The following is a 23,059-nucleotide window of genomic DNA, read 5'->3' as shown; positions in this document are numbered from 1 at the left end:
CGGCCTCGAAGGGGCGCGGCAGTTACCGCCCCAGCGCCGCCAGGTAAGCCCGATTTGCCTGCGTCAGCCAAGAAAATTCTCCGACCGCTGCCGCAATTCTTCACCCTCGGTGGGAACGCTGCACACCAGCTAGGCGGGGCCTTTGAACCAAGGCGACCCGACTTTGTTTTGTAGGCTGTTGAAGAGCACAAAAGTCCGCGTCTGCCGCCTGATCCAAACCTACAGTCGCGCAGGCGAGCCGCGCCGCGTAGCCTTATGAGTGTACCAAAGGACTTGGTTGACTGGATCGCTCCCGAAAGCAGCCGAAGGTCAAACAACTCGAGCGGACGGTCGGCCGTCGCACGTTGGAAACGCATCTACCAAAAGGCAACCGCCATTGAGCGCGAAGCGGCTAAGATTGTCGGCTAGCGCTCAAAGTTCGCGAACGTATGTGCGAGCTGCATCCGGATCTGAACTTGGCCATGCTTGTCATTAAAGGCCTAACTCGCATTGAGCGTAAGGTTTAGGTCCTCCCCCGCTGGTGGGTTGCCCACTCGTCGGCCTGCTAAACGCTGTGGATGATGCTCGGCATCCGCGCGCTGCACAGGCAGCGGCGCGCCTTCCCCTACCTCCCCGCAAGATACCCCTGGGTACCCCGACGCGAAAACGCTCGGCTGCCAACCCCCGAAGGGGCAGCTAAGTCATTCGTGATGTTGAATGAAATGGAGCGGGCGAAGGGGCTCGAACCCTCGACCCCGACCTTGGCAAGGTCGTGCTCTACCACTGAGCTACACCCGCATCCTGTGTCGGTCGCATGACTGCGCCGGCAACGGCTGTCGTATGCCAAAAGCGGGAGGGGAATGCAACAGCTACCGGCGGCATAGATTCGCGATCGGAGGCCCGATATCGACCCGAACGCGGCCAAATGACCCAAAAAGGTCCCCGGAACCGCCGAATCGGCGCGCATGGATTGAAATTCGGCCGTCTCGGCCCAATTTAGGGCCAACAGCGAAGCATATGAATTGGCGGCGTGCTAAAGAGCCGCCAATTCCAGACATCAGACGAGGGGATCCCGTGACGATCATCGACCAAGGTAACGGAGCAGCGGGCCCGGCTGCCGCCGATCTGATCAAGGACACGACCACCCAGACCTTCGTGAAGGACGTCATCGAGGAATCGAAGCACCAGCCGGTGCTGATCGACTTCTGGGCGGAGTGGTGCGGCCCCTGCAAGCAGCTCACGCCCTTGCTGGAAAAAGCGGTCAAGGCCGCCAAGGGCAAGGTCAAGCTGGTCAAGATGAACATCGACCAGCATCCGGCGATCCCGGGCCAGATGGGCATCCAGTCGATTCCGGCGGTGATCGCCTTCGTCAACGGCCAGCCGGCAGACGGCTTCATGGGCGCGGTCCCGGAGAGCCAGCTCAACGCCTTCATCGAGAAGCTGACCAAGGGCGTGACCGCGCCGGGTGAGCCGAATGTCGCGGAAATCCTCCAGGAGGCCGAGGCCGTGCTCGCCGAGGGCGATGCCGCCGCGGCCGCGCAGATCTACGCGGAAGTGCTGCAGCACGAATCGACCAACATCGCCGCCCTTGCCGGGCTCGCGAAATGCTACGCGGTCTCCGGTGCGATGGAGCAGGCCAAGCAGACGCTCGCCATGGTGCCGGAATCCAAGCGCAACGACCCGGCTGTGAAAGCCGTGCAGACCGCGATCGATCTCGCCGAGCAGGCGGAGCAGCTCGGGCCCGTCGCCGAGTTGGAACAGAAAGTCGCCGCAGACCCGCTCGATCATCAGGCCCGATTCGACCTCGCGATCGCGCTGAACGCGCAAGGCAACCGGGCCGCGGCCACCGAGCAGCTGCTCGCGATCGTCAAGCGCGACCGCAAATGGAACGACGACGGCGCCCGCAAGCAGCTGGTGCAGTTCTTCGAGGCCTGGGGCGGCACCGACGATGCAACCGTCGAGGGACGCAAGCGCTTGTCGATCATCCTGTTTTCCTGACGATGATTGATCCATCACGGCCGGCGGAGCGTTAGGCATCATGACTTGATGCGGACAATGGGGACCAGATGCCGATCAACATCGAATATCGCGGGCCCGCTGACCTTCCGGAGATCCTTCCGGTGTTTCCGCTGCCGGGCGCGCTGCTGCTGCCGCGCGGGCAGATGCCGCTCAACATCTTCGAGCCGCGCTACCTCGCGATGATCGACGATGCCTTCCGCGACGGCCATCGCCTGATCGGCATGATCCAGCCCGACATCGCGCACTCTCCCAAGAATTCCGACAAGCCTTCGCTGTTCAGCGTCGGCTGTGTCGGCCGCATCACCCAGCTCGCCGAATCCGGCGACGGCCGCTACATCCTCGAGCTCACCGGCGTCTCGCGCTTCAAAGTCGTCGAGGAGCTCGAAGTGCTCACCGCCTACCGGCAGTGCAAGGTGGATTTCTTTGCCTTCGTCGACGACTTCACGCCGCGCATGGGCGAGGACGAGGTCGATCGCGAGGCACTGCTGACGGTGCTGGCGGATTTTTTGAAGGCCAACAACCTCAAGGTCGACTGGGAGGGCGTCGAGACCGCCCCCAACGAAGCGCTCGTCAACGCGCTGGCGATGATGTCGCCCTATGGCGTGGCCGAGAAGCAAGCGATGCTGGAAGCGCCCGACCTGAAGACCCGCGCCGAAATTTTGATCGCGGTGACCGAGATGGACCTCGCGAAGAAGCGCACCAGTGGCGATCCGCCGCTGCAGTGACAGGTGCCTGCGCGCCTGCTCAGGAATGATGCCGGATGCGCTTGCGTCCGGTGATCATCGCGCTGATCAGGTTCTCCCCCTGAAGACGCCCCATCATCAGCACGCCCAAGACGTGCAGCACGACCAGGACGATAACCGCGTCAGATGAATAGTGGTGGGTGTCCTCGACCCACCAGACGCCGAAAAAGGTCACGGTCACCGACATCGCGCCTGATATCGTCGAGACCGCGAGCGAGACCAGCAGCGCCACCAGCATCAACGTGCCGGCGGGATTGAGCCCGATATAGCGGCCGGTGATGCCGCGGCGCAGATTCCAGAGATAATTCGGCGCGGCCCGAAGCCTGACGCCGACCATGCGGAAGCGCGAATAGCGGCTTCCCCAAAGGCCCCAGACCAGACGGAAGGCAACAAGCCCGAGCACCGTATAACCGATGATGCGGTGAAGTCCGTCATAGATGGTCGGCGTGAACCACGCGGCCAGAACGCAAGCCGCGAGCGCCCAGTGCCAGAGCCGCAGCGGCAGGTCCCAGACCGCGACTGTCCGCGAAGCGGTTCGATCCGCGGGGGTCCGGTTGGACTCCCCGCGTGCGTGCGGCACCGTTTCTTCGATCAAGCGAGGACCACCCTCAGGCATGACTTTGCGCAGACCATTTGCGCGCAGACCATCTGGCGCGGTCTACTTCGCAATCGTGTGCTTCAGGCTGAGATCTTCGGGGCTGTAGAACAGCTCGTAAAGCTTGCCTTCCTTGACGCCGTAGACCTCGTAGCACGAGCCTTCGATCTTGGAGCGCCGCACCTCGTAGCCGAGCGCCTTGGCCTTGGCTTCGGCTTCGCTCGCCGGCTTCCACGACGCCTTGTCGAGCTTGGTGCAGTCCTTGAAACCGTCGGCCAAGGCGGCCGATCCCATCCCAATCCCGATCGTCAATGCAACGGCAACAACACGAATAACCTTCACGAACGTCTCCTCTTCTGTCGTGGGCGCTACGCCCTGGGGCGAAGCGGGACCGAAGGAAGCAAAGCACATGATGAAGTCAATGCGGTTCGCGGCCGGCTCGCTTTAGAGTTATTCTAACGATCCGAAAAAGATCAGCGCTCTCCGTATGCAGCGCGCATTTGAGACGACACTGCGGCCTTACGTCTCACGATTTGCGCGCAGCCAATCCGACCAAGAGAGACGTCCTCGCACGCCGCGGCTGACGACAAAACCCATGCCCCGCGCCTTCGCATCCGAAAGGGCGATCGGCAGGATCCTTCGATGCAGCTTCCTCGCATCCTGATATTGGCGGGCGAAGGTAACGAGATCGAGCGCTTCGGGGCCGCCAATCTCCGTGCGCTCGCCGCGCAGCCCGTCGAACGCGCAAGTCACGACATGAGCGGCCACATCGGACGTGTCGACGGGATCGAACGTCGTGGTCGGCACCGGCCAGAGCGGAAGCCAGGCGAGGCCCGAGAGGAACTTGTCGAGCAAATAGTAGAACGGCATTGCGCGAACCACGGACCATGACAGGGCCGACGCACGCACCAGCCGCTCGCCGGCCAGCTTGACCCGGGCGTAGGGCAAGGTCGCCTCGTCGAGGCCGACGATCGAGACGTGAAGGAAGTGCCGCACCCCGGCCCGCCCGCAGAGCTGCAACAGCCGCTCGGTGCCCTCGACGTCCACGGCAGAGGGCGACCTGAAGAAGTCTATCGGGCGAACGCCGCCACGCCGGGCGATCGGCGAATAGGTCGCCGCATTGATGACCGTGTCGACCTCGCGCAACGCCTCTCGCAGTCCCGCGCCTGTCGCGAGGTCTCCGTTCGCCCATTCCACATCCGGCCGCGCGCCCGGCGTTCGCGCAAACACCCGGACGCGTCGCCTGTCCGGAACGAGACGATCGACGATATCGCGACCGAGATGACCCGTGCCTCCGGTGACCAGCGTGACCGGCATATGTCAGCCCCTGCCAATCTTGCGCGGCGGCTCGCCGGTCGGAATGAGGACGGTCTCGCCCGTTGCCACGAGCGACAGTTCGCCATGCTCATCTGCTGCGAACAGCTCGGCACGGGCGAACGCCTGCCTGCGCCCGGCACAAAGGGTCATTCCCTTGGCGATGAAAAGGCGACCGATGGCCGGTTTGAGGCAGTTCATGGAAAAATGAGACGCGGTGACCGAGCCCGCCAAGGTCGCGGCAGCAAAGCCGCAGGCGGTGTCGAGCAGAGCTGCAATCAGGCCGGCGTGCAGATGTCCGGAATATTGGCTGAAGTCGTCACGCCATGTCATGCGGATGGTCGCTTCGCCGTTGCCGGCCGCAACCACTTCAAAGCCAGCGAGGCGGTTGAACGCCGCGGATGCGTTCACAGCGCCGAGCGTTGGCAGATCAAATCCGAAGCTTTCGCTCACGTCATGCTCCATCGTGGAGTCCGGTTGTCGAGATTGCTCGCCACGGCCTCTAAATGGTTGGCAGATCCGAGCAGGGCTGCCTGCTCGGCGGTCTCCGCCGCAAGCCCCGTCGCCACGTCGGAGGCCGCAGAAGGATTGAGCAGCCGCTTGGCCGCGCGGATCGCATCGGGGCTGCGGCCGGCAATTTCATGCGCCGTTGCCAGCGCGGCCTCGACAGGATCTTCAGCGAGCTGCGTCGCAAAGCCATACGCAAGCGCCTGTTCGGCCGAGAAGACGCGGCCTGTATAGGTCAGCTCGCGAACAACGTCGTCGCGCGCAAGGTGACGCATCAATTGCGTGCCGCCGCCGAAGGCGACGCCATGAACCGCTGCGATCACAGGCACCGGCAACTCACGCCAGAGCCAGACCAGGTGCTGGGCATAATTGGCGATGCCATGCGTTCGCCGCGTCAGGTCGATTGACGGAATCAGCGCTTCGCCGTTCGCGGTGGCGACGAGCCGATCGAGGTCGAGGCCCGCGCAGAATGCACGCCCTTCGCCGGACAGGACGACGGCGCGGATGTCGTTGCGCGCACCAAGCTGCGTACCGGTCTCGATGATCGCCGCGAACATCGCTGGGTCGAGCGCATTCATCTTGTCCGGGCGATTGAGTCGGAGATGCGCGACGCCGTTATCGATGGTCAGCCGGACTCGATCTTCCATGACGCTGCTCCGGTGGGGTCCGTGGCTTGTCGTCGCGCCGCTCAGTAGCCCGCAACCGCCATGATGACGACGGCGCTGAGCGCCATCCATCCAAAATGTCGGCCGCGGGTGGCCCATGCGTTGGCGAAAGCGGAGAAGCCGAACACACCGGCCATGGTGACGACGATCCAGTGGCGCGCCGACTCCGATTGCATCCAGGGCGCCGCGATCAGGAGCACACCGCCGCCGATCCAGGCGACGGTCGAGGCCTGCCAGACCAGGCGGATCAGGGTGCGGAGCCGTTCCGGCTCGATGCGAGCGCGGGCAAAGACCTTGGTCTCGCCGAGAATGCCATGAACGAGGGCCACGGCAATGGTCACGACCCCGGCGCACTGGAGCAAGAGATCACGCATCGTCAAAGCTCCCTGCAAATCTGATGCATACAGTTATGTATGGTGAGATAGGCGCTGGCCTGCCGGCTGTCAATACACTAGTGTATGGTTTGCATCCGGAACCCGACATGACCGAACAGCTGACCGCCGACGACTGGATCAAACAGGGCCTGAAGGCGCTCGCGCGAGACGGCTTCACCGCGCTGAAGGCCGATCCGCTGGCGAAAGCCATGGGGGTCTCGCGCGGCAGCTTCTATTGGCATTTCGCTGATCTCGGCGCGTTCCATGCTGCTCTCTTGAAGCGCTGGCGCGAGATCGCGGCCGAGCAGATCATCGCCGATGTCGAGACGGACAGCGACGAGCCGCTGAAAGCGCTGCTGCGCAGGACCTTTGGCGCGCGGCTCGAACTCGAGCGCGCGGTGCGGAACTGGGCGGCCTTCGATGCAGCGGCACAATCGGCGGTGCGTGCCATCGACCGGCGCAGGTTTGACTATATCGAGGAGCTGCTGAAGAAGCGCGGGTTCGAGGCGGCGACGGCGCGAGCCCGCGCCCAAATCCTGTACTGGACGTTTCTCGGCTTCGCCCTGTCGGGGCCGCCATTGCCCGCCGCACGGCTCGAGGGCCTGCTCGACGAGATCCTGCGGATGGTTTCCGCTTGAGGCGACGCGATGGGCTGCCACGATTTTTTATGCTAGAGGCAACCGACCGCCGGAGACCCCCATGAACGCGCCCACCGAACGCCCCGAAGCCAGCGTCGATCCGAAATTGCTGGAGATTCTGGTCTGCCCGCTGACCAAGGGTCCGCTGGAGTTCGATTCTGCAAAGCAGGAGCTGATCTCGCGCAGCGCCAGGCTGGCCTATCCGATCCGCGACGGCATCCCGATCATGCTGCCGGAAGAGGCCCGCAAGATCGATTGAGAGACTTGTGGTCCGTTGAGAGACTTGTAGCCCGGATGGAGCGCAGCGAAATCCGGGCTACCGAAAATTCTACAGCGCCTCGCCCTTCAACAACCGCGGTATCTCACCGGTCAAACCCGCGGCCTGGCGGATGAACAGGTTCTTCAGCGGCGGGGCGCGATCGACCAGGCCGAGGCCGATGTCGCGCACAGTGCGCAGCAGCGTCGATTGGTTGGAGAACAGAAAGTTCAGCGAGTTGGTGGCAACGCCCATCGCCATGGTGTCGAAGCGGCGCCAGCGCTGGTAACGTTCGAGTACGTCGGCGGCGCCGAGATCCATGCCGAGCCGCGCGGCATCCACGACGACCTCGGCCAGCGCGGCGACGTCCTTCAGCCCCATGTTGAGACCCTGGCCCGCAATGGGATGGATGACGTGGGCGGAATCGCCGACCAGCGCGAGTCGCTGGGCAATGAAGGAGCGTGCGACGAAATAGGACAGCGGAAACGCGCGCGGCTTGTCGAGCGCCTTCACCTCGCCGAGATGCAGGCCGAAGCGCTGCTCGAGCTCGCCGTGAAATTCCTCATCGCTCAACGCAACGATACGCGCGGCTTCGCTGCGGCGCTCGGTCCATACCAGCGAGGAGCGCTTGCCCGAAAGCGGCAGGATCGCGAACGGACCCGCCGGCAGAAAATGCTCTTCGGCGCGGCCCTCGTGATCGCGCTCATGGCCGACGGTGACGACGATGCCGGATTGATCGTATTCCCAGCCATGGGTGGCGATGCCGGCGCGCTCGCGCAGTTTCGACTTCGCACCGTCGGCCGCGACCAGGAGGCTCGCTGCAATCACGCTGCCGTCGCCGAGCGTCACGTCGATACCTTCGGCCCGCGCGTCGTAAGACGACACGGTGGTTGCGCGGAGATCGATGCCCTCGGCCTCGGCGCGTACCACCAGCGCATCGATCAGGCGGCGGTTCTCGACCATATGCGCGAAGGGCTCGCCCGGCGCGACATCGCCGGCAAAGTTGAGGAACGCCGGGCGGGTGGCGTCTTCCAGCTTGGAATCGGTGACGACCATGTCGAGGATCGGCTGCGCCTCGCCCCTGACGTCGTCCCAGGCGCCGATTGCCTCGAACAAGCGGCGGCAGGCCGCCACGATCGCGGTCGCGCGCGGGTCCCGGCTCGGACGTGTCCCGAGCGCCGGGTCGGCGACGATGACGGGGATCTCGGGGCCGAGCCCCTGGCGCAGCGCCAGGGCTAGCGCCAGGCCCGCAAACGCGCCGCCACCAATGACAATGCTACCCTGTACCGACATACCCAATTCCCGGCTAAGTCTTCGCGTTTTCTTGGTCTTGCTACCAGACTTGAGGTGGGCGAAACAGTGCGGTGAAACAAGGGCGGAACGCCCCCATTGTGTCATTCCGGAGCAGCGAAGCCGGGGCGGCAAGGCGAAAGCTGAATTCCATGTCCAAGAGCCTGATCGACCTCATCTCGATCCTCGACCTCGAACAGCTCGAGGTGAACCTGTTCCGTGGCAACAGTCCGAAGACCAGCTGGCAACGGGTATTCGGCGGCCAGGTGATCGGTCAGGCGATGGTTGCGGCGTGCCGCACCGTCGAGGGCCGGCTGCCGCATTCGCTGCATTGCTATTTCATCCTGCCGGGCGATCCGCAGATTCCGATCATCTACCAGGTCGAGCGTCTGCGCGACGGCAAGAGCTACTCGACGCGGCGCGTCACCGCGATCCAGCACGGCAACGCGATCTTCTCGATCATGGTGTCGTTCCATGCCGAGGAAGAGAGCGCGTTCGATCACCAGGACAAGATGCCCGACGTGCCGCCGCCGGAGAAGCTCACGGCCGAGGAGGTCGCGAAGCAGCCGATGTTCAAGGAGATGCCGGAATTCATCCGCCGCTACTATGAGTCCGACCGTCCGATCGAGCTGCGCCCGGTCGAGCTCGGCCGTTATTTCGGTGAAAGGATCGAGGACGGCCGCATCCATGTCTGGATCAAGACCGCAGCGACGCTGCCGGACGATCCGGCGCTGCACATGTGCGCGCTGGCCTACGCGTCCGACTTCTCGCTGCTCGATGCGATCATGGCGCGCTACGGCCGTACCCTGTTCGACAAGCGCATGATGCCGGCGAGCCTCGACCACGCGATGTGGTTTCACCGCCCGTTCCGCGCCGACGAATGGCTGCTCTACGCACAGGATTCGCCGAGCGCGCGAAGCGGCCGCGGCTTGACCCGTGGTTCGATCTTCAAGCCCGACGGCACGCTGGTGGCTTCCGTCGCGCAGGAAGGCTCGGTGCGCGAGCGGAGAGCCTAGGAGGCATAAGCACGATCGATCGCGCTTATGCCTCTCGCGGTCAGGCCCGGAGCGATCCCCGCGGAGCCAGGACGGTCTCCGACGCGAACCAGTTCATGATCCAGCGATACACCCACGGGATCGGGATGATGAAGCCGCACAGGAATGCGGCCACGATGCCGCGCCAGAGAATCCCGAGACCGCTGCCGTTGAAGACGATCTCGCGCCGCGTGCCTTCGATGCTGCGGCAGAACCAGCGCATCTGAGCCGCGGCGACCCAGGCCCAGCCGATGATGGTGATGATGGAGATCGCGAACAGCAGGCTCCAGCCGACATAGGCCCAGACCGTGCCGGTGAAGCTCAGGCCGAGCGGCTGCCCGTTGGAGGCGAGGTTCGCGACCATCCATTTGATCAGGAGCCAGTACAGAGCGATCTGGGCGATGAACAGCAAATTGCTCAGCAAGGGGACACCGATCAACCCGATCACGATCGCCAGAACGATGAAGCCGAAATACCAGGGCACCAGCGCCATCGCATTGCCGGTGAAGCTGAGATTGGTCCGCCCGGGGACCTTCACGCAGGACACGATCCATTTCGTGTACCAGACGAACACCCACGGCACCGGGATGATGAAGCACATGCCGATCAGCATCACGATGCTGCGCCACGTGAACTCGAGGATGCCGAAATCGACCGCCAGCGATCCTCCGCCGCCACCGCCGCCGTAGCTTCCGGAGCCCATCATCGGCGGGCCGCCAGCGGGCATCATCGGGGGCGCACCGCCGCCGCCGATCAGGCCGGGGATTTCGGCGGCCTTCTGCCAGCCGGCCATGCCCTCGGACCACACCAGCGTATCCGGACGCACGACACCCTGGGCAACGAGATCGCGAAATTGCCCTTCCGGATAGGGCCCCTGCTGCTTACCCTCGGATGCGTAGAACCAACTCGCCATGAAACGTCCCCCTCGAACATAGTTTTGTACCGGCCGCGACGCTTGGGTTCATCGCATCCATTCCAAAAACGCATTGTGGAGGATGAACGGCTGCCCTGTACAGAGGCGGTCGTTCACATCGCCCAACGATTTTCCGCTTCAATCTGCAAGTTTTTTATGCCATTTGCCCGGAAAGATGCCAGATTGACGCTGCGCCGGGGACATACGGCGCGGCGCATCCCGGGGAATAGGCCTGACCATGAAACTCGTCGTCGCGATCATCAAACCCTTCAAGCTCGATGAAGTCCGCCAGGCGCTGACGGCGATCGGCGTCCATGGCATGACCGTGACTGAAGTGAAGGGCTATGGCCGCCAGAAGGGCCACACCGAGATTTATCGCGGCGCCGAATATGTCGTGAATTTCCTGCCGAAGCTGCGGATCGAGATCGCGGTTGCCTCCGATATCGCCGAGAAGGCCGTCGCCGTCATCACCGCGACCGCGCGCACCGGCCAGATCGGCGACGGCAAGATCTTCGTCACGCCAATCGACCACGCGACCCGCATTCGCACCGGCGAGACCGACAGCGACGCGCTCTAGATTTTTGCTTTGACGCGTTTTCTTTTCGCGAACCGGTATCCGCTTCGCTCGAAAACGCTCTTCTTCGATCGCACCGGGCAACGGCGCCACGGCGTGCGACGCAATCAATAGCTGGGGGAAACGACATGGCGGGATTGTTGCGCCGCGCGGCTGCTATCGCCGCGCCGATCGGACTTGTGTCGATCATGGCTTCGCCGGCGCGTGCCGCGGGCTCCGAGATCAACACTGCCGATACCGCCTGGATGATCGTCGCCACCGCGCTGGTGCTGATGATGACGATCCCGGGGCTCGCGCTGTTCTATTCCGGCATGGTGCGCAAGAAGAACGTGCTCGCGACCATGGCGCAGAGCCTCGCCGCGGTGACGATCATCTCCATTCTCTGGGTCGCGTTCGGCTATTCGCTGTGCTTCGTCGGCGACGGCCCGTGGATCGGCACGCTCGACCGCTGGTTTCTCGCCGGCATGACCATGGACAGCGTCAACCCGGCGGCGAAGACGATCCCGGAAGCGCTGTTCATGCTGTATCAGATGACGTTTGCGATCATCACGGTGGCGCTGGTCGCGGGCGCGGTGGCCGACCGGATGCGGTTCTCCGCTTATCTGCTGTTCTCCGTCGCGTGGTTCATCTTCGTCTATATTCCGCTGGCGCATTGGGTCTGGGGCGGCGGCTTCCTCGCCAGCATGGGCGTGCTGGATTTCGCCGGCGGCCTCGTGGTGCATCTGTCGGCCGGCACCGCCGGCCTCGTCGCGGCGAAGGTGATGGGACGCCGTCATGGCTACGGCACCGAAAATCTCTCGCCGTTCGATCTGTCGCTTGCGGTGATGGGCACCGGCCTGTTGTGGGTCGGCTGGTTCGGCTTCAACGGCGGCTCGGCGGGCGCAGCCAATTCGCGCGCGGTGCTGGCGATCATCGCGACCCATCTCGCAGCCTGCTCCGGCGCGCTGACCTGGGGTGCGATCGAATGGTCGACGCGGCGCAAGCCATCCGTGCTCGGCATGATCTCCGGCGCGGTCGCCGGCCTCGGCACCATCACGCCGGCCTCGGGTTTCGTGGCGCCCTGGCACGGTATCGTCATCGGCGTGATCGCAGGCCTCGTCTGCTATTGGGCCTGCACCTGGCTGAAGCACCGCTTCGACTATGACGATTCGCTCGACGTGTTCGGCGTCCACGGCATCGGCGGGATGACCGGGACCCTGCTGGCCGGCGTCTTCGCAACCAGCGCGATCGGCGGCACCGCCGGCCTGCTCGAGGGCCATCCGCAGCAGCTTCTGATCCAGCTGTATGGGGTCGCCGTCACCTTCGCCTGGTCGGCCGGCGTGAGCTTCGTCCTGCTCAAGCTGGTCGGCCTGTTCGTGCCATTGCGCGTCTCCCGCGAGCACGAGCTCGAAGGACTGGATATCTCGCAGCACGGCGAGGCGCTGCAGTAATTGGGCTTGCGCAACACATAAGCCCATGCTTATGTGTTGCCATGATGGAAGCCGATATCTTCAAGGCGCTGGCCGACCCGACCCGCCGCAAGGTCTTTGAAAAGCTTGCCGGCGGAAGCCTCAACGCCAGCGCCTTGCGCGACGGATTGGAAATCAGCCAACCGGCGATGTCGCAGCATCTTGCGGTGCTGCGCGGGGCGGGCCTGGTGCGCGAACAGCGGCAGGGCCGCTTTGTGAATTACGAGGTCGATCCCGAAGGAATCGTCGCCATCGGGGCCTGGCTTGCGCGCTACCGCGCCTATTGGCCGAAACGCATGGATGCCCTCGCCGATCTCTTGAAGGAGATGGATCAATGAGTGACGCCGTGAAGCCTGATCCCTCCGACGCGGCGCTCGTGCTCGAATATGAATTCGATGCGCCGCCGGCCAAGGTCTGGCGAGCGGTGACCATTCCGGCTTTGCGCGAGCGCTGGCTGCCGGATTGCGATCTTGCGGGCGCCGAGCCGGAGACATCGATCCCGGGTCAAGAGGTGCGCTACCGGCTGCGCGATTCCGAACCGCCGTTTCGCGAAAGCCATGTCATCTTCCGGATCGAACCGAACGAAGACGGGGGCACCCGCTTCCGCATCATCCAGCAAGCCTGCGAGATCCGCATGATGCTGCCGCAGCCCGCCAACAGCAATCGCTGCCTGATGCGCGCGGCCGCCTAACACCGACACCACGTCATCACCCCGCAGAAACGGAGGTCGCCGATGCGCGACATGCTTCAGCTCGTCCCTATGGTCGTCGAACAATCCGCCCGCGGCGAACGATCCTTTGACATCTATTCGCGCCTGCTGCGCGAGCGCATCATCTTCCTCAACGGCGAGGTCAATGATGCGATGTCCGGACTGGTCTGCGCGCAGCTCTTGTTCCTGGAGGCGGAGAATCCGAACAAGCCGATCAATCTCTACATCAATTCCTATGGCGGCGTGGTCACCGCTGGCCTTGCGATGTACGACACCATGCAGTTCATCAAGGCGCCGGTGCATACGCTGTGCATGGGCACCGCACGCTCCATGGGCTCGTTCCTGCTGATGGCGGGCGAGCCCGGTCACCGCGCCGCCCTGCCCAATGCGAGCCTTCACGTGCATCAGCCGCTCGGCGGTTTTCAGGGCCAGGCGTCCGACATCCTGATCCATGCCACCGAGATGCAGGAAACCAAGCGGCGCATCATCCGGCTCTATGCCCAGCATTGCGGGCGCCCCGAGCCGGACGTGGAACGAACCCTGGACCGCGACCACTTCATGACCGCGCAGCAGGCGGTCGACTGGGGGTTGATCGACCGGGTGTTCGCGGAACGCAGCGCCGCCTGACGGTTTCTGCCGGCGACCGTCCGGCAAGCCTCGCCTCGCCCAAGCTGGATGGCCGGTTGCGCGTATTCCGTGAGCACAAGTGCGAAGGGGCCGATATTTCGCAGCACGACAAGCCCTGCAATAGGCGCCCGCCTTACGGAAATACCTTTCTGCTGCCCGACGCATGAGCACCAATGTGTCGGCAGCTTGACGTGCCTTTATTTTAATCAGCCATGGTCAGGTATTGAGCGCGGCGTAATAGCGCACTGCACCGCAATACGCGTCGAACGCGAAAACACCCGTTTTCATAGTCCGTTAGGCAACACGCCCGATCTGGCACGGCATTTGATTCTATGGGTCCTGGCTGTGCCCGCGTAGTGAACTTTCTCCCTCGTGGCGAACCAGTCGAGAAACGCCCGGCCACGTCCGGACCGGGCCCAAGCGGGGATAGGACCCATGAAAATTGTTATGGCGATTATTAAGCCATTCAAGCTGGAAGAAGTCCGTGACGCCCTGACCGCCATCGGCGTTCACGGTCTCACGGTGACGGAAGTCAAGGGATATGGCCGCCAGAAGGGCCATACGGAAATCTATCGCGGCGCCGAATATGCCGTGAGCTTCCTGCCCAAGATCAAGATCGAGGTCGCTGTCGCCTCCGACCAGGTCGACAAGACCATCGACGCCATCACGACCGCTGCGAAAACCGGACAGATCGGCGACGGCAAGATCTTCGTCATCAATCTCGACCATGCGGTTCGTATCCGCACCGGCGAGGCCGATGCTGCGGCCCTTTGATTTCGCGCTCAATCAAAATTCAATCAGGAGTAAATGAAATGACGTTTAAGCGTCCCTATGGCGCGGGATTGGCGGCTCTCGCAGTCGGCCTGTTCGCTGCGACCGCAGCCTACGCCGAGCCAACGGTCAACAAGGGAGACAACGCCTGGATGCTGACATCGACAGTGCTCGTGCTGTTGATGACGATCCCCGGCCTCGCGCTGTTCTACGGCGGCCTCGTCCGCTCCAAGAACATGCTCTCGGTCCTGATGCAGGTGTTCTACACCGTCTGCGTCGTCACCGTGATCTGGGCCGTGTACGGCTACAGCCTCACCTTCACCGGCGGTTCCGACTTCATCGGCGGCTTCTCCAAGGCCTTCATGATGGGCGTCACCACCGACTCGAAGGCCGCGACCTTCTCGGTCGACGCCAACATCTCGGAGCTCATCTATATGTGCTTCCAGATGACCTTCGCGGCGATCACGCCAGCCCTCATCGTCGGCGCCTTCGCCGAGCGCATGAAGTTCGCGGCGCTCGCGCTGTTCGTCCCGCTCTGGGTCACGCTGATCTACTTCCCGATCGCGCACATGGTCTGGTACTGGCCCGGCCCGGACATGATCCAGGACGCTGCCAAGGCTCTGGCTGCTGCGGCTGATGGCGCGGCGAAGACCGCGGCGCAGGCCAAGCTCGACGAGATCAACGCCGACGCAGGCTGGATCTTCAAGAAGGGCGCGATCGACTTCGCCGGCGGCACCGTGGTGCACATCAACGCCGGCATCGCAGGCCTCGTCGGCGCCCTGCTGATCGGCAAGCGCGTCGGCTACGGCAAGGAGCTGATGGCTCCGCACTCGCTGACGATGTCGATGATCGGCGCCTCGCTGCTCTGGGTCGGCTGGTTCGGCTTCAACGCCGGCTCCAACCTCGAAGCCAACGGCGGCGCGGCGCTTGCCATGACCAACTCCTTCGTCGCCACCGCAGCCGCAGCGCTGTCGTGGATGTTCGCGGAGTGGATCATCAAGGGTCACCCGTCGGTGCTCGGCGTCATCTCCGGCGCTGTCGCGGGCCTCGTGGCCGTCACGCCTGCCGCCGGCTTCTCCGGCGTGATGGGTGCGATCGTCCTCGGCCTCGTGGTCGGCGTGGTCTGCCTGTTCTTCTGCACCGTCGTGAAGAACGCGCTCGGCTACGACGACTCCCTCGATGTGTTCGGCGTGCACTGCGTCGGCGGCATTGTCGGCGCCCTCGGCACCGGCATCCTCGTCAACCCGGCGCTCGGTGGTGCTGGCATCATCGACTACACCGCGATCCCGCCGAAGGTTGCCGATTACGACTTCGCGGCGCAGATGGTCTCCCAGATCTGGGGCGTCGGCACCACGCTGGTGTGGTCGGGTATCGGTTCGGCGATCCTCTACAAGGTCGTCGATGTGATCGTTGGCCTCCGCGCCAATGTCGAGAGCGAGCGTGAAGGCCTCGACATCACCGAGCACACCGAGCGCGCCTACAACATGTAACTCTCCTCCCGGGCGCGGCCTCTTCGGGGGCCGCGCCACAACTACGGTTTGGGGCACATACCCGGCAATGTCCCGACCGTTGAGGGGCTCCAGGGCAAGTTGGAGCCCCTTTCTTTTTGATTGGCGGAGCCGAAGAAAAAGATTGCCATTCCGCAGCGCCGGCGCAGAAATATCGACCACAAGAAACAACAACCGGGAGGTCGTCATGCGTTTGGAAGGCGGATGCTATTGCGGCGAAGTGCGCTATGTCGCCGAGGGCGACCCGATGATGCAGGCGCAGTGTCATTGCCGCGAGTGCCAGTACATCTCGGGCGGCGCGCCCAACACTTTCATCGCGATGCCGGCGGCCGGCTTCAGCTACATCACTGGGCAGCCCAAGCAGTTCACCCGCAAGGACCTCGAGCGCGCCGTGACGCGCGAGTTCTGCGGCGAATGCGGCACCCATCTGGTGACCAAGGTTCCCGGACTGCCAGCCGCGATCCTGAAGGTCGGCACGCTGGACGATCCCAAACAGTTCCATCCCCAGATGGCGATCTACACCTGCGACAAGCAGGACTTCCACGCGATCCCCGCGGGCATGGCGACATTCGAGAAGCTGCCGGCGCACTAGAGCCGCGATGACGGCGCGCTCCCTCCCCCGCATGCGGGGGAGGGCTGGGGAGAGGGCGCCTCAACATCGGGACAGTCGCTGTTTGGAGAGAACCCTCACCCGCGCCTCCGGCGCGACCTCTCCCGCAAGGGGGAGAGGCAAGACCCCCCGCGCATCCCGTTGTTATCCGGCCTCATTATTCCTGCTCTGGACGGAGCCGGCGAACCGATGGTTAATCGCGTCTTAACCTCGCCCTATCTATGGTGAACTGAACCGCTTCCCGCCGGCGCCTTGGTCGCGACCGGCTGTTCCAAGAGTGCTGGCGTCCAGAATGGCTATGACCGCTTCATCCCGTACGCCGCAGGACAGCGGAAGCTCCGATAGCGAACGCTCTCCCTTCGTCCGGCTGAACGAACTGCTGGCGCCGCATCAGCCCGGCAAGCCTTTGATTTCGCTTGCCGTCGGCGAGCCCCAGCATCCCGTGCCCGATTTCGTCGGCCCGGTGCTGGCCAAGCACATCGCCGATTTCGGCCGTTACCCCGCGAACAAGGGCACCGACCCGTTCCGCAAGGCTGCAGGCGCCTGGCTGTCGTCGCGCTTCAAGCTGCCGCGCACCCTCGATCCCGAGAGCGAGATTCTCGTCCTCAATGGCAGCCGCGAAGGCCTGTTCCTCGCCGCGATCGCGGCCGCGCGCTATGTCGGCCCGCGTCCCGGCAAGCCCGCGATCCTGATGCCGAACCCGTTCTATCCGGTCTATGGCGCCGGCGCCCGCGCCGCCGCTTGCGAGCCGGTCTACCTGCCGACCACGGCCGAGAACGGCTTCCTGCCCGATCTCGACGCCATCGACGAGGCGACGCTCGCGCGCACGGTGGCGTTCTATCTGGCTTCGCCCGCCAACCCGCAGGGCTCGGTCGCCTCGCGCGGTTATTTCACGCGCCTGAAGCAGCTCGCCGACCGCTACGGCTTCGTGATCCTCAGCGACGAGTGCTATTCGGAGATCTACACCCGCGAAGCTCCCGGCAGCGCGCTCGAATGCGCCGGCCCTGATTTCACCCGCGTGGTTGCGTTCCAGTCGCTGTCGAAGCGCTCCAACCTGCCGGGCTTGCGCGTCGGCTTCGCCGCCGGCGACAAAAAACTCATCGGCATGTTCCTCGAGCTGCGCAACATCGCGGCGCCGCAGGTGCCGGTGCCGCTCCAGCATGTCGCGACCGTCGCTTACGGCGACGAGGCGCATGTCGAGGAGAACCGCAGGCTCTACCGGATCAAGTTCGATCTCGCCGACCAGATCATCGGCGGTCGTTACGGCTATCGCCGGCCCGATGCCGGCTTCTGCGTCTGGCTCAACACGTCCGAAATCGGCGACGACGTGTCCGTGTGCCTCAAACTCTTCAAGGAAGCAGGCGTGCGCGTGGTGCCCGGCAGCTATCTGGCGCGGCTCCAGCCCGACGGCTTCAATCCCGGCGCAGGCTACATTCGCCTTGCGCTGGTGCAGGATGGCGAGACCACGGCGCAGGCGCTGCACCGCCTGGTCGAGACTCTGGGTTAGGCGGGGCCCGTGAGCATGTCGACAATCGAACGTGTCATTCCCCTGGTCGGCCATCTGCCGCCCTCGATCCGCGAGGGGCTGGCGCGGCGCGTGCGCGAGCTCAGCGGTCTCGGCCTGATCGCATTGTCGGGTGTCGCCTCGGCGGCGCTGATGACCTGGTCGGTGCAGGATCCCAGCCTCAGCCACGCAACGTCGCGGCCGATCCGCAACATTCTCGGCTATGCCGGCGCGATCGGCGCCGACCTTGCGATGCAGATTCTCGGGCTCGGCGCGATCATGCTGGTCCTGACGGTCGCGGTCTGGGGCTGGCGCATGCTGACCCATCGTCCGTTCGACCGCGAGGCGCTGCGGCTCGGCTCCTGGGTTCTCTGCACGGTGATCGCGGCGGGCTTCGTCAGCTGCTGGCCACATGGCGGCGCCTGGCCGCTGCCGACCGGCCTCGGCGGCGTTGTCGGCGATGCGCTGGTTCGCGCGCCTGCGGTGATCTTCGGACCGCCGGGCATGATCTATCGTATGGTGCTCGGCACGATCCTGTTCGCCGCGATGGCGGCGACCTTCCTGATCGCCTGCGGCCTTGGCGCACGCGAGCATGACGACGAACTCGCGGAGATCGAGGACGACGACAAGCCGCTCGACCAGGACGATGAGAGCGATCGCGGTTCGGTATCGCTGGGCTGGCTGTTCCACGCATTGATGAGCACGAAGGCGCGGCTGATCTGGTTGCTTGGCGCTGCTTACCGCTCGCTGGTCTCGAGCGGACCCAAGACCAAGGCCGTTGCATTCAGCCGCCAGGAGCCGAAGCTCGGTGGCGGCCGCGCCGCGCCGTCGATCTCGCCGCAGGCCCAGGACGAGGACTACGACGACGAGCACGAAGAGGTCGAGGAAGACGAGGAAGAGGAGGAGGAGCCCGCCGCCCGCGCGCCGCGCAAGAAGGCTGCGCCCAAGGCCGCTTCCAAGAAATCCTCCGACAAGTTCGAGCTTCCGTCCGTGTCGGTGCTGGCCGCGCCGAAGGCCGGCGATCGCCAGCCGCTCAGCAAGGCCGAGCTGGAAACCAATTCGCGCGCGCTCGAAGGCGTGCTGCAGGATTTCGGCGTTCGCGGCGAGATCGTGAAGGCCCATCCGGGTCCCGTGGTCACGCTGTACGAGCTGGAGCCGGCGCCGGGTATCAAGTCGTCGCGCGTGATCGGCCTTTCCGACGACATTGCACGTTCAATGAGCGCGCTGTCGGCGCGCGTCGCCGTCGTGCCCGGACGCAATGCCATCGGCATCGAGCTGCCGAACGCGCATCGCGAAAAGGTCTATCTGCGCGAGCTGCTGGTCGCCAAGGAGACCGTCGATTCGGTTGCGAAACTGCCGCTCTGCCTCGGCAAGACCATCGGCGGTGATCCCGTCATCATCGACCTCGCACGCACACCGCACATGCTGATCGCCGGTACCACCGGCTCCGGCAAGTCGGTCGCCATCAACACCATGATCCTCAGCCTGGTCTATCGACTGCGACCGGACCAGTGCCGCCTGATCATGGTCGATCCGAAGATGCTCGAACTCTCCGTCTATGACGGCATTCCCCATCTGCTCACGCCCGTCGTGACCGACCCGAAGAAGGCGGTGGTCGCGCTGAAATGGGCCGTGCGCGAGATGGAAGAGCGCTACAAGAACATGGCCAAGCTCGGTGTGCGCAACATCGACGGTTACAACACGCGCTTGCTCGAATTGAAGGCCAAGGGCGAAGAGCCGACGCGGACGGTGCACACCGGCTTCGACAAGGAAACCGGCAAGGCGATCTACGAGGAAGAGAAGCTCTCGCTCGACCCGCTGCCCTACATCGTCATCATCGTCGACGAAATGGCCGACCTGATGATGGTCGCCGGCAAGGACATCGAAGGCGCGGTGCAGCGCCTCGCGCAGATGGCGCGCGCCGCCGGCCTGCACGTGATCCTGGCAACGCAGCGTCCATCGGTCGACGTCATCACCGGTACCATCAAGGCGAACTTCCCGACCCGCATCGCCTTCCAGGTGACGTCCAAGATCGACAGCCGTACGATCCTCGGCGAGATGGGTGCCGAGCAACTCCTCGGCCAGGGCGACATGCTCTACATGGCCGGCGGCGGTCGCATCAGCCGCGTGCACGGACCTTTCGCGTCGGACGAGGAAGTCGAGAAGGTGGTGCGCCACCTCAAGACGCAGGGGCAGCCGGAATATCTCGAAGCCGTCACAGCCGAAGAGCCCAGCGAGGACGAGGACGGCGCGGTGTTCGACGCGTCCGCCATGGGCGCGGATGGCGGCGGCGATTTGTTCTCGCAGGCTGTTGCGATCGTCAAACGCGACCGCAAGGCCTCGACCAGCTACATCCAGCGTCGCCTGCAGATCGGCTATAACCGCGCCGCATCGCTGATGGAGCGCATGGAACTGGAGGGTATCGTCGGACCCGCCAACCACGCCGGCAAGCGCGAGATTCTGGTCGAGGAAGAAGACAGCCATATGTGAGGCGAACCGCCTCAAACCATCATTTCACGCAAAAACGTTATCTGCTTTCGGCCGAAATCACGCTAAAAGGGCGCCCAGCCACACAGGACGACGCGTTGATCAGACATCCGGACATTCGATTCGCTGCCATCGTCGCCGCGCGGAGCGCGCGCATGGCAGGCGTGATTCTCGTCACCGCCGCGATGGTGATCACGGCGTCGTTCGCGCAGACTGTTCCCGTGCCGAAGCCTGCACCGAAGGGCCGCGACGGCGGTCCGGCCGGTGGAGGGCCCGCAATCACCGGCGCGACCCAGACGCCGCCGAATCCGGTGATCCCGGATCCACGCCGTAACGTGCCGAGCAGCATCTTCCAGACCTTCGATGCGAACCAGAAGGCGCAGGCGGCCAAGGTCAGCGCCTATTTGTCGTCATTGTCGACGCTGGTCGGGAATTTCGTCCAGGTCGGCCCCGACGGCAGCAAGACGCAAGGCGACTTCTACATCCAGAAGCCGGGCAAGGTGCGCTTCGAATATGACGCGCCGAGCCCGATCGACATCGTCGCCGACGGTTCGTCGCTGGTGGTGCGCGACCGTAAGCTCGCGACGCAGGACGTCTATCCGCTGTCGCAGACACCGCTGCGTTTCCTGCTGTCCGACCGCATCGACCTGATGAAGGACACCAACGTCGTCAACGTCTCGGCCGACGACGTCTTCGTCAGCGTCACCATCGAGGAGAAGCAGGCGCTGGTCGGCACCAGCCGCCTCCTGCTGATGTTCGGCGCCAAGGACGGCCAGTTGAAGCAGTGGACCGTCACCGACCCGCAGGGCTACGACACCACGATCGCGGTCTACAATCTGGACACGAGCAAGAAGCTCGATCCCGGCATGTTCAAGATCGATTTTACCAATTACGGCCCGTCGCCGGGCTGAGTGCCGTAGGGTGGGCAAAAGCGCACTTGCGCCGTGCCCACCATCTCTCATCCTCACGCCAGCTATGGTGGGCACGCTTCCGCCTTCGCTCTTCGAGCTACGGCGGACAAGTCGCTTTGCCCACCTTACGAGACCTGTGGACACGCATTTGCGTACGCCCAATCCATGCTAAGACGCATCCCTCATGCGTTTTTCCCTGACAACCTGGAACATCAATTCGGTGCGGCTGCGCATCGATCTGGTCGCAAAATTTCTCAAGGGCGCGCGGCCGGACGTGCTGTGTCTCCAGGAGACCAAGTGCATCGACGACGCCTTTCCCCTGAAGCGCTTCAAGCGGCTCGGCTACGAGCATGTCGCGCTGAATGGACAGAAGGGTTATCACGGCGTCGCCATCGTCTCGAAGATCCCGTTCGAGTCGAAGGACATCCGCACCTTCTGCGACAAGGTGGATTCACGCCACATCTCAGTGTCGTTGGGCGAGAAGGCTGGGATCGCAAACCCGCTGGTGGTGCATAATTTCTACGTGCCGGCCGGCGGCGACATTCCCGATCCCGCGCTGAACGAGAAATTCGATCACAAGCTCCGCTTCCTCGACGAGATGAAGGCGTGCGAGCCGCTGCATCCGCGCGGCGAGGACCGCCACATCCTGGTCGGCGATCTCAACGTCGCCCCGCATGAGAACGACGTCTGGTCGCACAAGCAGCTTCTGAAGGTGGTGTCGCACACGCCCATCGAAACCGAGAAGCTGCAAGCCGCGCTCGCCGCCGGCGAGTGGGTCGACGTCGCGCGCGAGCGCATTCCGATGTCGGAAAAGGTCTACACTTGGTGGAGCTACCGCTCCGCCGATTGGACCGTCGGCGACCGCGGCCGCAGGCTCGACCACATCTGGGTCTCGCGCGCGCTGAAAGATGCGGTCAGTGATTTCAAGATTCTGCGCGAGGCGCGCAGCTGGGAGCGGCCGTCGGACCATGTGCCGGTTACGGTGACGCTGGATCTATGATCGTCGCCCTGGCGAAGGCCAGGGCCCATTACCACCAGTCTTCGTTGTTGAGCGAGGACGCCGGTAATCGCACCAGGCCGGAAGCATTTGGGATAATGGGTCCTGGCTTTCGCCAGGACGACGTCAACTCGTCAGCTTCGCACCCGCCATCAATATATCGCTGGCGATCTGGCTGGAGCGCACAGCGAATTCATCGCGCAGACGAACGGCGGCGGCGGGGTCGCTTTCGAGCACGCGCTGAAACAGGCTGCGCGCGACGCGGATGACAGAGGCGTGCTCGATCGCGATCGCGCTCGACGGCCGCTTCATCGGCACGATCAGCGCGAGCTCGCCGATCAGCGCACCGGGACTCGCGATCATCTCCGCGCCGGCGCCGTCGTCGACCCGGAAGGCGCCGCGCTGGACCACGAAGCCGGCATCGGCATCGTCGCCGAGATTGAACAAGACGTCGCCGCGGACAAAGTCACGCTGCTCGGAGCCGATCGCCAGCATGCGCAAGGAAGCGTCTCCCAACAGGCGCAGTGTCGGGACACGCTCGAGAAGCGCTACATCGTCGTCGATTGACATTCAGGTCCGGGGCTCA

General features: G+C 64.2%; 26 protein-coding genes and 1 tRNA gene. 17 read left to right on the top strand and 10 right to left on the bottom strand.

Annotation, left to right across the window (positions count from 1 at the left end; all coding sequences use genetic code 11):
* Positions 1-702: 702 nt before the first annotated feature.
* A tRNA-Gly gene (locus tag IVB48_RS28955) sits at positions 703-777 on the bottom strand.
* Positions 778-1,053: 276 nt separating this feature from the next.
* Between IVB48_RS28955 and trxA the strand changes: the two genes are divergently transcribed.
* Together trxA and IVB48_RS28945 are read left to right on the top strand one after the other, a co-directional pair.
* On the top strand, positions 1,054-1,977 hold the full coding sequence (gene trxA, locus IVB48_RS28950) for a thioredoxin (RefSeq protein WP_027566282.1): 924 nt from the start codon (positions 1,054-1,056) through the stop codon (positions 1,975-1,977).
* A gap of 68 nt (positions 1,978-2,045) precedes the next feature.
* The gene (locus tag IVB48_RS28945) at positions 2,046-2,723 is read left to right on the top strand and encodes an LON peptidase substrate-binding domain-containing protein (RefSeq protein WP_247405251.1); all 678 of its coding nucleotides are present in this window, start codon (positions 2,046-2,048) and stop codon (positions 2,721-2,723) included.
* A 19-nt stretch (positions 2,724-2,742) separates the two neighbouring features.
* On the opposite strand, the gene IVB48_RS28940 is transcribed toward IVB48_RS28945, so the two are convergent.
* From IVB48_RS28940 to IVB48_RS28915, 6 genes are all read right to left on the bottom strand, one after another.
* Positions 2,743-3,336, bottom strand: a complete 594-nt coding sequence (locus tag IVB48_RS28940; RefSeq protein WP_247405248.1) for a cytochrome b/b6 domain-containing protein — start codon at positions 3,334-3,336, stop codon at positions 2,743-2,745.
* Positions 3,337-3,399: 63 nt separating this feature from the next.
* Positions 3,400-3,678, bottom strand: coding sequence for a PepSY domain-containing protein (locus IVB48_RS28935; RefSeq protein WP_247357338.1), 279 nt, complete (start codon positions 3,676-3,678; stop codon positions 3,400-3,402).
* A gap of 177 nt (positions 3,679-3,855) precedes the next feature.
* Positions 3,856-4,653, bottom strand: a complete 798-nt coding sequence (locus tag IVB48_RS28930; RefSeq protein WP_247405243.1) for an NAD(P)H-binding protein — start codon at positions 4,651-4,653, stop codon at positions 3,856-3,858.
* 3 nt (positions 4,654-4,656) lie between these two features.
* A complete protein-coding gene (locus IVB48_RS28925) occupies positions 4,657-5,103 on the bottom strand; it encodes a PaaI family thioesterase (protein WP_247405239.1) in 447 nt (148 codons plus the stop codon).
* Entirely contained in the window at positions 5,100-5,804 is a 705-nt protein-coding gene (locus tag IVB48_RS28920) for an enoyl-CoA hydratase-related protein (protein WP_247405237.1), read from the bottom strand. Before IVB48_RS28920 ends, IVB48_RS28925 begins: the two co-directional genes overlap by 4 nt.
* 41 nt (positions 5,805-5,845) lie before the next feature.
* The gene (locus IVB48_RS28915; protein WP_247405234.1) at positions 5,846-6,196 is read right to left on the bottom strand and encodes a hypothetical protein; all 351 of its coding nucleotides are present in this window, start codon (positions 6,194-6,196) and stop codon (positions 5,846-5,848) included.
* A 107-nt stretch (positions 6,197-6,303) separates the two neighbouring features.
* On the opposite strand from IVB48_RS28915, the gene IVB48_RS28910 reads away from it, so the two are divergent.
* On the top strand, positions 6,304-6,834 hold the full coding sequence (locus IVB48_RS28910) for a TetR/AcrR family transcriptional regulator (protein WP_247405231.1): 531 nt from the start codon (positions 6,304-6,306) through the stop codon (positions 6,832-6,834).
* 61 nt (positions 6,835-6,895) lie between these two features.
* Positions 6,896-7,093: a Trm112 family protein gene (locus IVB48_RS28905; protein WP_027514851.1), complete on the top strand. Its 198-nt coding sequence runs from the start codon at positions 6,896-6,898 to the stop codon at positions 7,091-7,093.
* A gap of 69 nt (positions 7,094-7,162) precedes the next feature.
* Here IVB48_RS28905 and IVB48_RS28900 read toward each other — a convergent pair whose 3' ends face one another.
* On the bottom strand, positions 7,163-8,383 hold the full coding sequence (locus IVB48_RS28900) for a ubiquinone biosynthesis hydroxylase (protein ID WP_027566274.1): 1,221 nt from the start codon (positions 8,381-8,383) through the stop codon (positions 7,163-7,165).
* A gap of 149 nt (positions 8,384-8,532) precedes the next feature.
* Here IVB48_RS28900 and tesB point away from each other — a divergent pair, with 149 nt between their 5' ends.
* Entirely contained in the window at positions 8,533-9,396 is an 864-nt protein-coding gene (tesB, locus tag IVB48_RS28895) for an acyl-CoA thioesterase II (protein WP_018459668.1), read from the top strand.
* 40 nt (positions 9,397-9,436) lie between these two features.
* On the opposite strand, the gene IVB48_RS28890 is transcribed toward tesB, so the two are convergent.
* Entirely contained in the window at positions 9,437-10,327 is an 891-nt protein-coding gene (locus IVB48_RS28890) for a DUF4339 domain-containing protein (protein ID WP_247405228.1), read from the bottom strand.
* A gap of 238 nt (positions 10,328-10,565) precedes the next feature.
* Between IVB48_RS28890 and IVB48_RS28885 the strand changes: the two genes are divergently transcribed.
* The 12 genes from IVB48_RS28885 to xth all read left to right on the top strand — a co-directional run bounded on the left by IVB48_RS28885 (position 10,566) and on the right by xth (position 22,476).
* The gene (locus IVB48_RS28885) at positions 10,566-10,904 is read left to right on the top strand and encodes a P-II family nitrogen regulator (protein WP_007598647.1); all 339 of its coding nucleotides are present in this window, start codon (positions 10,566-10,568) and stop codon (positions 10,902-10,904) included.
* A gap of 125 nt (positions 10,905-11,029) precedes the next feature.
* Positions 11,030-12,331, top strand: coding sequence for an ammonium transporter (locus IVB48_RS28880; protein ID WP_027566271.1), 1,302 nt, complete (start codon positions 11,030-11,032; stop codon positions 12,329-12,331).
* 41 nt (positions 12,332-12,372) lie between these two features.
* Positions 12,373-12,687, top strand: a complete 315-nt coding sequence (locus tag IVB48_RS28875; protein ID WP_247405224.1) for a metalloregulator ArsR/SmtB family transcription factor — start codon at positions 12,373-12,375, stop codon at positions 12,685-12,687.
* The gene (locus IVB48_RS28870; protein ID WP_247405221.1) at positions 12,684-13,040 is read left to right on the top strand and encodes a hypothetical protein; all 357 of its coding nucleotides are present in this window, start codon (positions 12,684-12,686) and stop codon (positions 13,038-13,040) included. Before IVB48_RS28875 ends, IVB48_RS28870 begins: the two co-directional genes overlap by 4 nt.
* A 42-nt stretch (positions 13,041-13,082) precedes the next feature.
* Complete coding sequence (locus IVB48_RS28865; RefSeq protein ID WP_247405217.1) at positions 13,083-13,685, top strand: ATP-dependent Clp protease proteolytic subunit; 603 nt, start codon at positions 13,083-13,085, stop codon at positions 13,683-13,685.
* 435 nt (positions 13,686-14,120) lie between these two features.
* Positions 14,121-14,459: a P-II family nitrogen regulator gene (locus IVB48_RS28860; RefSeq protein WP_007598642.1), complete on the top strand. Its 339-nt coding sequence runs from the start codon at positions 14,121-14,123 to the stop codon at positions 14,457-14,459.
* Positions 14,460-14,497: 38 nt separating this feature from the next.
* Entirely contained in the window at positions 14,498-15,946 is a 1,449-nt protein-coding gene (locus tag IVB48_RS28855; RefSeq protein ID WP_247357347.1) for an ammonium transporter, read from the top strand.
* Between the two features lie 205 nt (positions 15,947-16,151).
* On the top strand, positions 16,152-16,556 hold the full coding sequence (locus IVB48_RS28850) for a GFA family protein (protein WP_247357348.1): 405 nt from the start codon (positions 16,152-16,154) through the stop codon (positions 16,554-16,556).
* A 310-nt stretch (positions 16,557-16,866) separates the two neighbouring features.
* Positions 16,867-18,081 carry an aminotransferase class I/II-fold pyridoxal phosphate-dependent enzyme gene (locus IVB48_RS28845; protein ID WP_247405213.1) on the top strand — a complete coding sequence of 405 codons (1,215 nt, stop codon included), beginning with the start codon at positions 16,867-16,869 and terminating at the stop codon, positions 18,079-18,081.
* A gap of 9 nt (positions 18,082-18,090) precedes the next feature.
* A complete protein-coding gene (locus IVB48_RS28840; protein ID WP_247285022.1) occupies positions 18,091-20,568 on the top strand; it encodes a DNA translocase FtsK in 2,478 nt (825 codons plus the stop codon).
* 152 nt (positions 20,569-20,720) lie between these two features.
* Positions 20,721-21,476 carry an outer membrane lipoprotein carrier protein LolA gene (locus IVB48_RS28835; protein WP_247405210.1) on the top strand — a complete coding sequence of 252 codons (756 nt, stop codon included), beginning with the start codon at positions 20,721-20,723 and terminating at the stop codon, positions 21,474-21,476.
* Between the two features lie 184 nt (positions 21,477-21,660).
* Positions 21,661-22,476, top strand: a complete 816-nt coding sequence (gene xth, locus IVB48_RS28830; protein ID WP_247405208.1) for an exodeoxyribonuclease III — start codon at positions 21,661-21,663, stop codon at positions 22,474-22,476.
* A gap of 123 nt (positions 22,477-22,599) precedes the next feature.
* On the opposite strand, the gene IVB48_RS28825 is transcribed toward xth, so the two are convergent.
* Complete coding sequence (locus IVB48_RS28825) at positions 22,600-23,043, bottom strand: cyclic nucleotide-binding domain-containing protein (protein ID WP_007598631.1); 444 nt, start codon at positions 23,041-23,043, stop codon at positions 22,600-22,602.
* Positions 23,044-23,059: the final 16 nt, after the last annotated feature.

It is taken from the genome of Bradyrhizobium sp. 76, assembly GCF_023073025.1.
Taxonomy (GTDB): domain Bacteria; phylum Pseudomonadota; class Alphaproteobacteria; order Rhizobiales; family Xanthobacteraceae; genus Bradyrhizobium.
This window is presented reverse-complemented; position numbering and strand designations above follow the sequence as displayed.

Bases quoted from the DNA above. Each gene is read 5' to 3' on its own strand.
- IVB48_RS28945 (WP_247405251.1), top strand. From the start codon at position 2,046: ATGCCGATCAACATCGAATATCGCGGGCCCGCTGACCTTCCGGAGATC.
- IVB48_RS28930 (WP_247405243.1), bottom strand. From the start codon at position 4,653: ATGCCGGTCACGCTGGTCACCGGAGGCACGGGTCATCTCGGTCGCGAT.
- IVB48_RS28920 (WP_247405237.1), bottom strand. From the start codon at position 5,804: ATGGAAGATCGAGTCCGGCTGACCATCGATAACGGCGTCGCGCATCTC.
- IVB48_RS28915 (WP_247405234.1), bottom strand. From the start codon at position 6,196: ATGCGTGATCTCTTGCTCCAGTGCGCCGGGGTCGTGACCATTGCCGTG.
- IVB48_RS28910 (WP_247405231.1), top strand. From the start codon at position 6,304: ATGACCGAACAGCTGACCGCCGACGACTGGATCAAACAGGGCCTGAAG.
- IVB48_RS28905 (WP_027514851.1), top strand. From the start codon at position 6,896: ATGAACGCGCCCACCGAACGCCCCGAAGCCAGCGTCGATCCGAAATTG.
- IVB48_RS28900 (WP_027566274.1), bottom strand. From the start codon at position 8,383: ATGTCGGTACAGGGTAGCATTGTCATTGGTGGCGGCGCGTTTGCGGGC.
- tesB (WP_018459668.1), top strand. From the start codon at position 8,533: ATGTCCAAGAGCCTGATCGACCTCATCTCGATCCTCGACCTCGAACAG.
- IVB48_RS28890 (WP_247405228.1), bottom strand. From the start codon at position 10,327: ATGGCGAGTTGGTTCTACGCATCCGAGGGTAAGCAGCAGGGGCCCTAT.
- IVB48_RS28885 (WP_007598647.1), top strand. From the start codon at position 10,566: ATGAAACTCGTCGTCGCGATCATCAAACCCTTCAAGCTCGATGAAGTC.
- IVB48_RS28880 (WP_027566271.1), top strand. From the start codon at position 11,030: ATGGCGGGATTGTTGCGCCGCGCGGCTGCTATCGCCGCGCCGATCGGA.
- IVB48_RS28875 (WP_247405224.1), top strand. From the start codon at position 12,373: ATGATGGAAGCCGATATCTTCAAGGCGCTGGCCGACCCGACCCGCCGC.
- IVB48_RS28870 (WP_247405221.1), top strand. From the start codon at position 12,684: ATGAGTGACGCCGTGAAGCCTGATCCCTCCGACGCGGCGCTCGTGCTC.
- IVB48_RS28865 (WP_247405217.1), top strand. From the start codon at position 13,083: ATGCGCGACATGCTTCAGCTCGTCCCTATGGTCGTCGAACAATCCGCC.
- IVB48_RS28860 (WP_007598642.1), top strand. From the start codon at position 14,121: ATGAAAATTGTTATGGCGATTATTAAGCCATTCAAGCTGGAAGAAGTC.
- IVB48_RS28855 (WP_247357347.1), top strand. From the start codon at position 14,498: ATGACGTTTAAGCGTCCCTATGGCGCGGGATTGGCGGCTCTCGCAGTC.
- IVB48_RS28850 (WP_247357348.1), top strand. From the start codon at position 16,152: ATGCGTTTGGAAGGCGGATGCTATTGCGGCGAAGTGCGCTATGTCGCC.
- IVB48_RS28845 (WP_247405213.1), top strand. From the start codon at position 16,867: ATGGCTATGACCGCTTCATCCCGTACGCCGCAGGACAGCGGAAGCTCC.
- IVB48_RS28835 (WP_247405210.1), top strand. From the start codon at position 20,721: ATGGCAGGCGTGATTCTCGTCACCGCCGCGATGGTGATCACGGCGTCG.
- xth (WP_247405208.1), top strand. From the start codon at position 21,661: ATGCGTTTTTCCCTGACAACCTGGAACATCAATTCGGTGCGGCTGCGC.
- IVB48_RS28825 (WP_007598631.1), bottom strand. From the start codon at position 23,043: ATGTCAATCGACGACGATGTAGCGCTTCTCGAGCGTGTCCCGACACTG.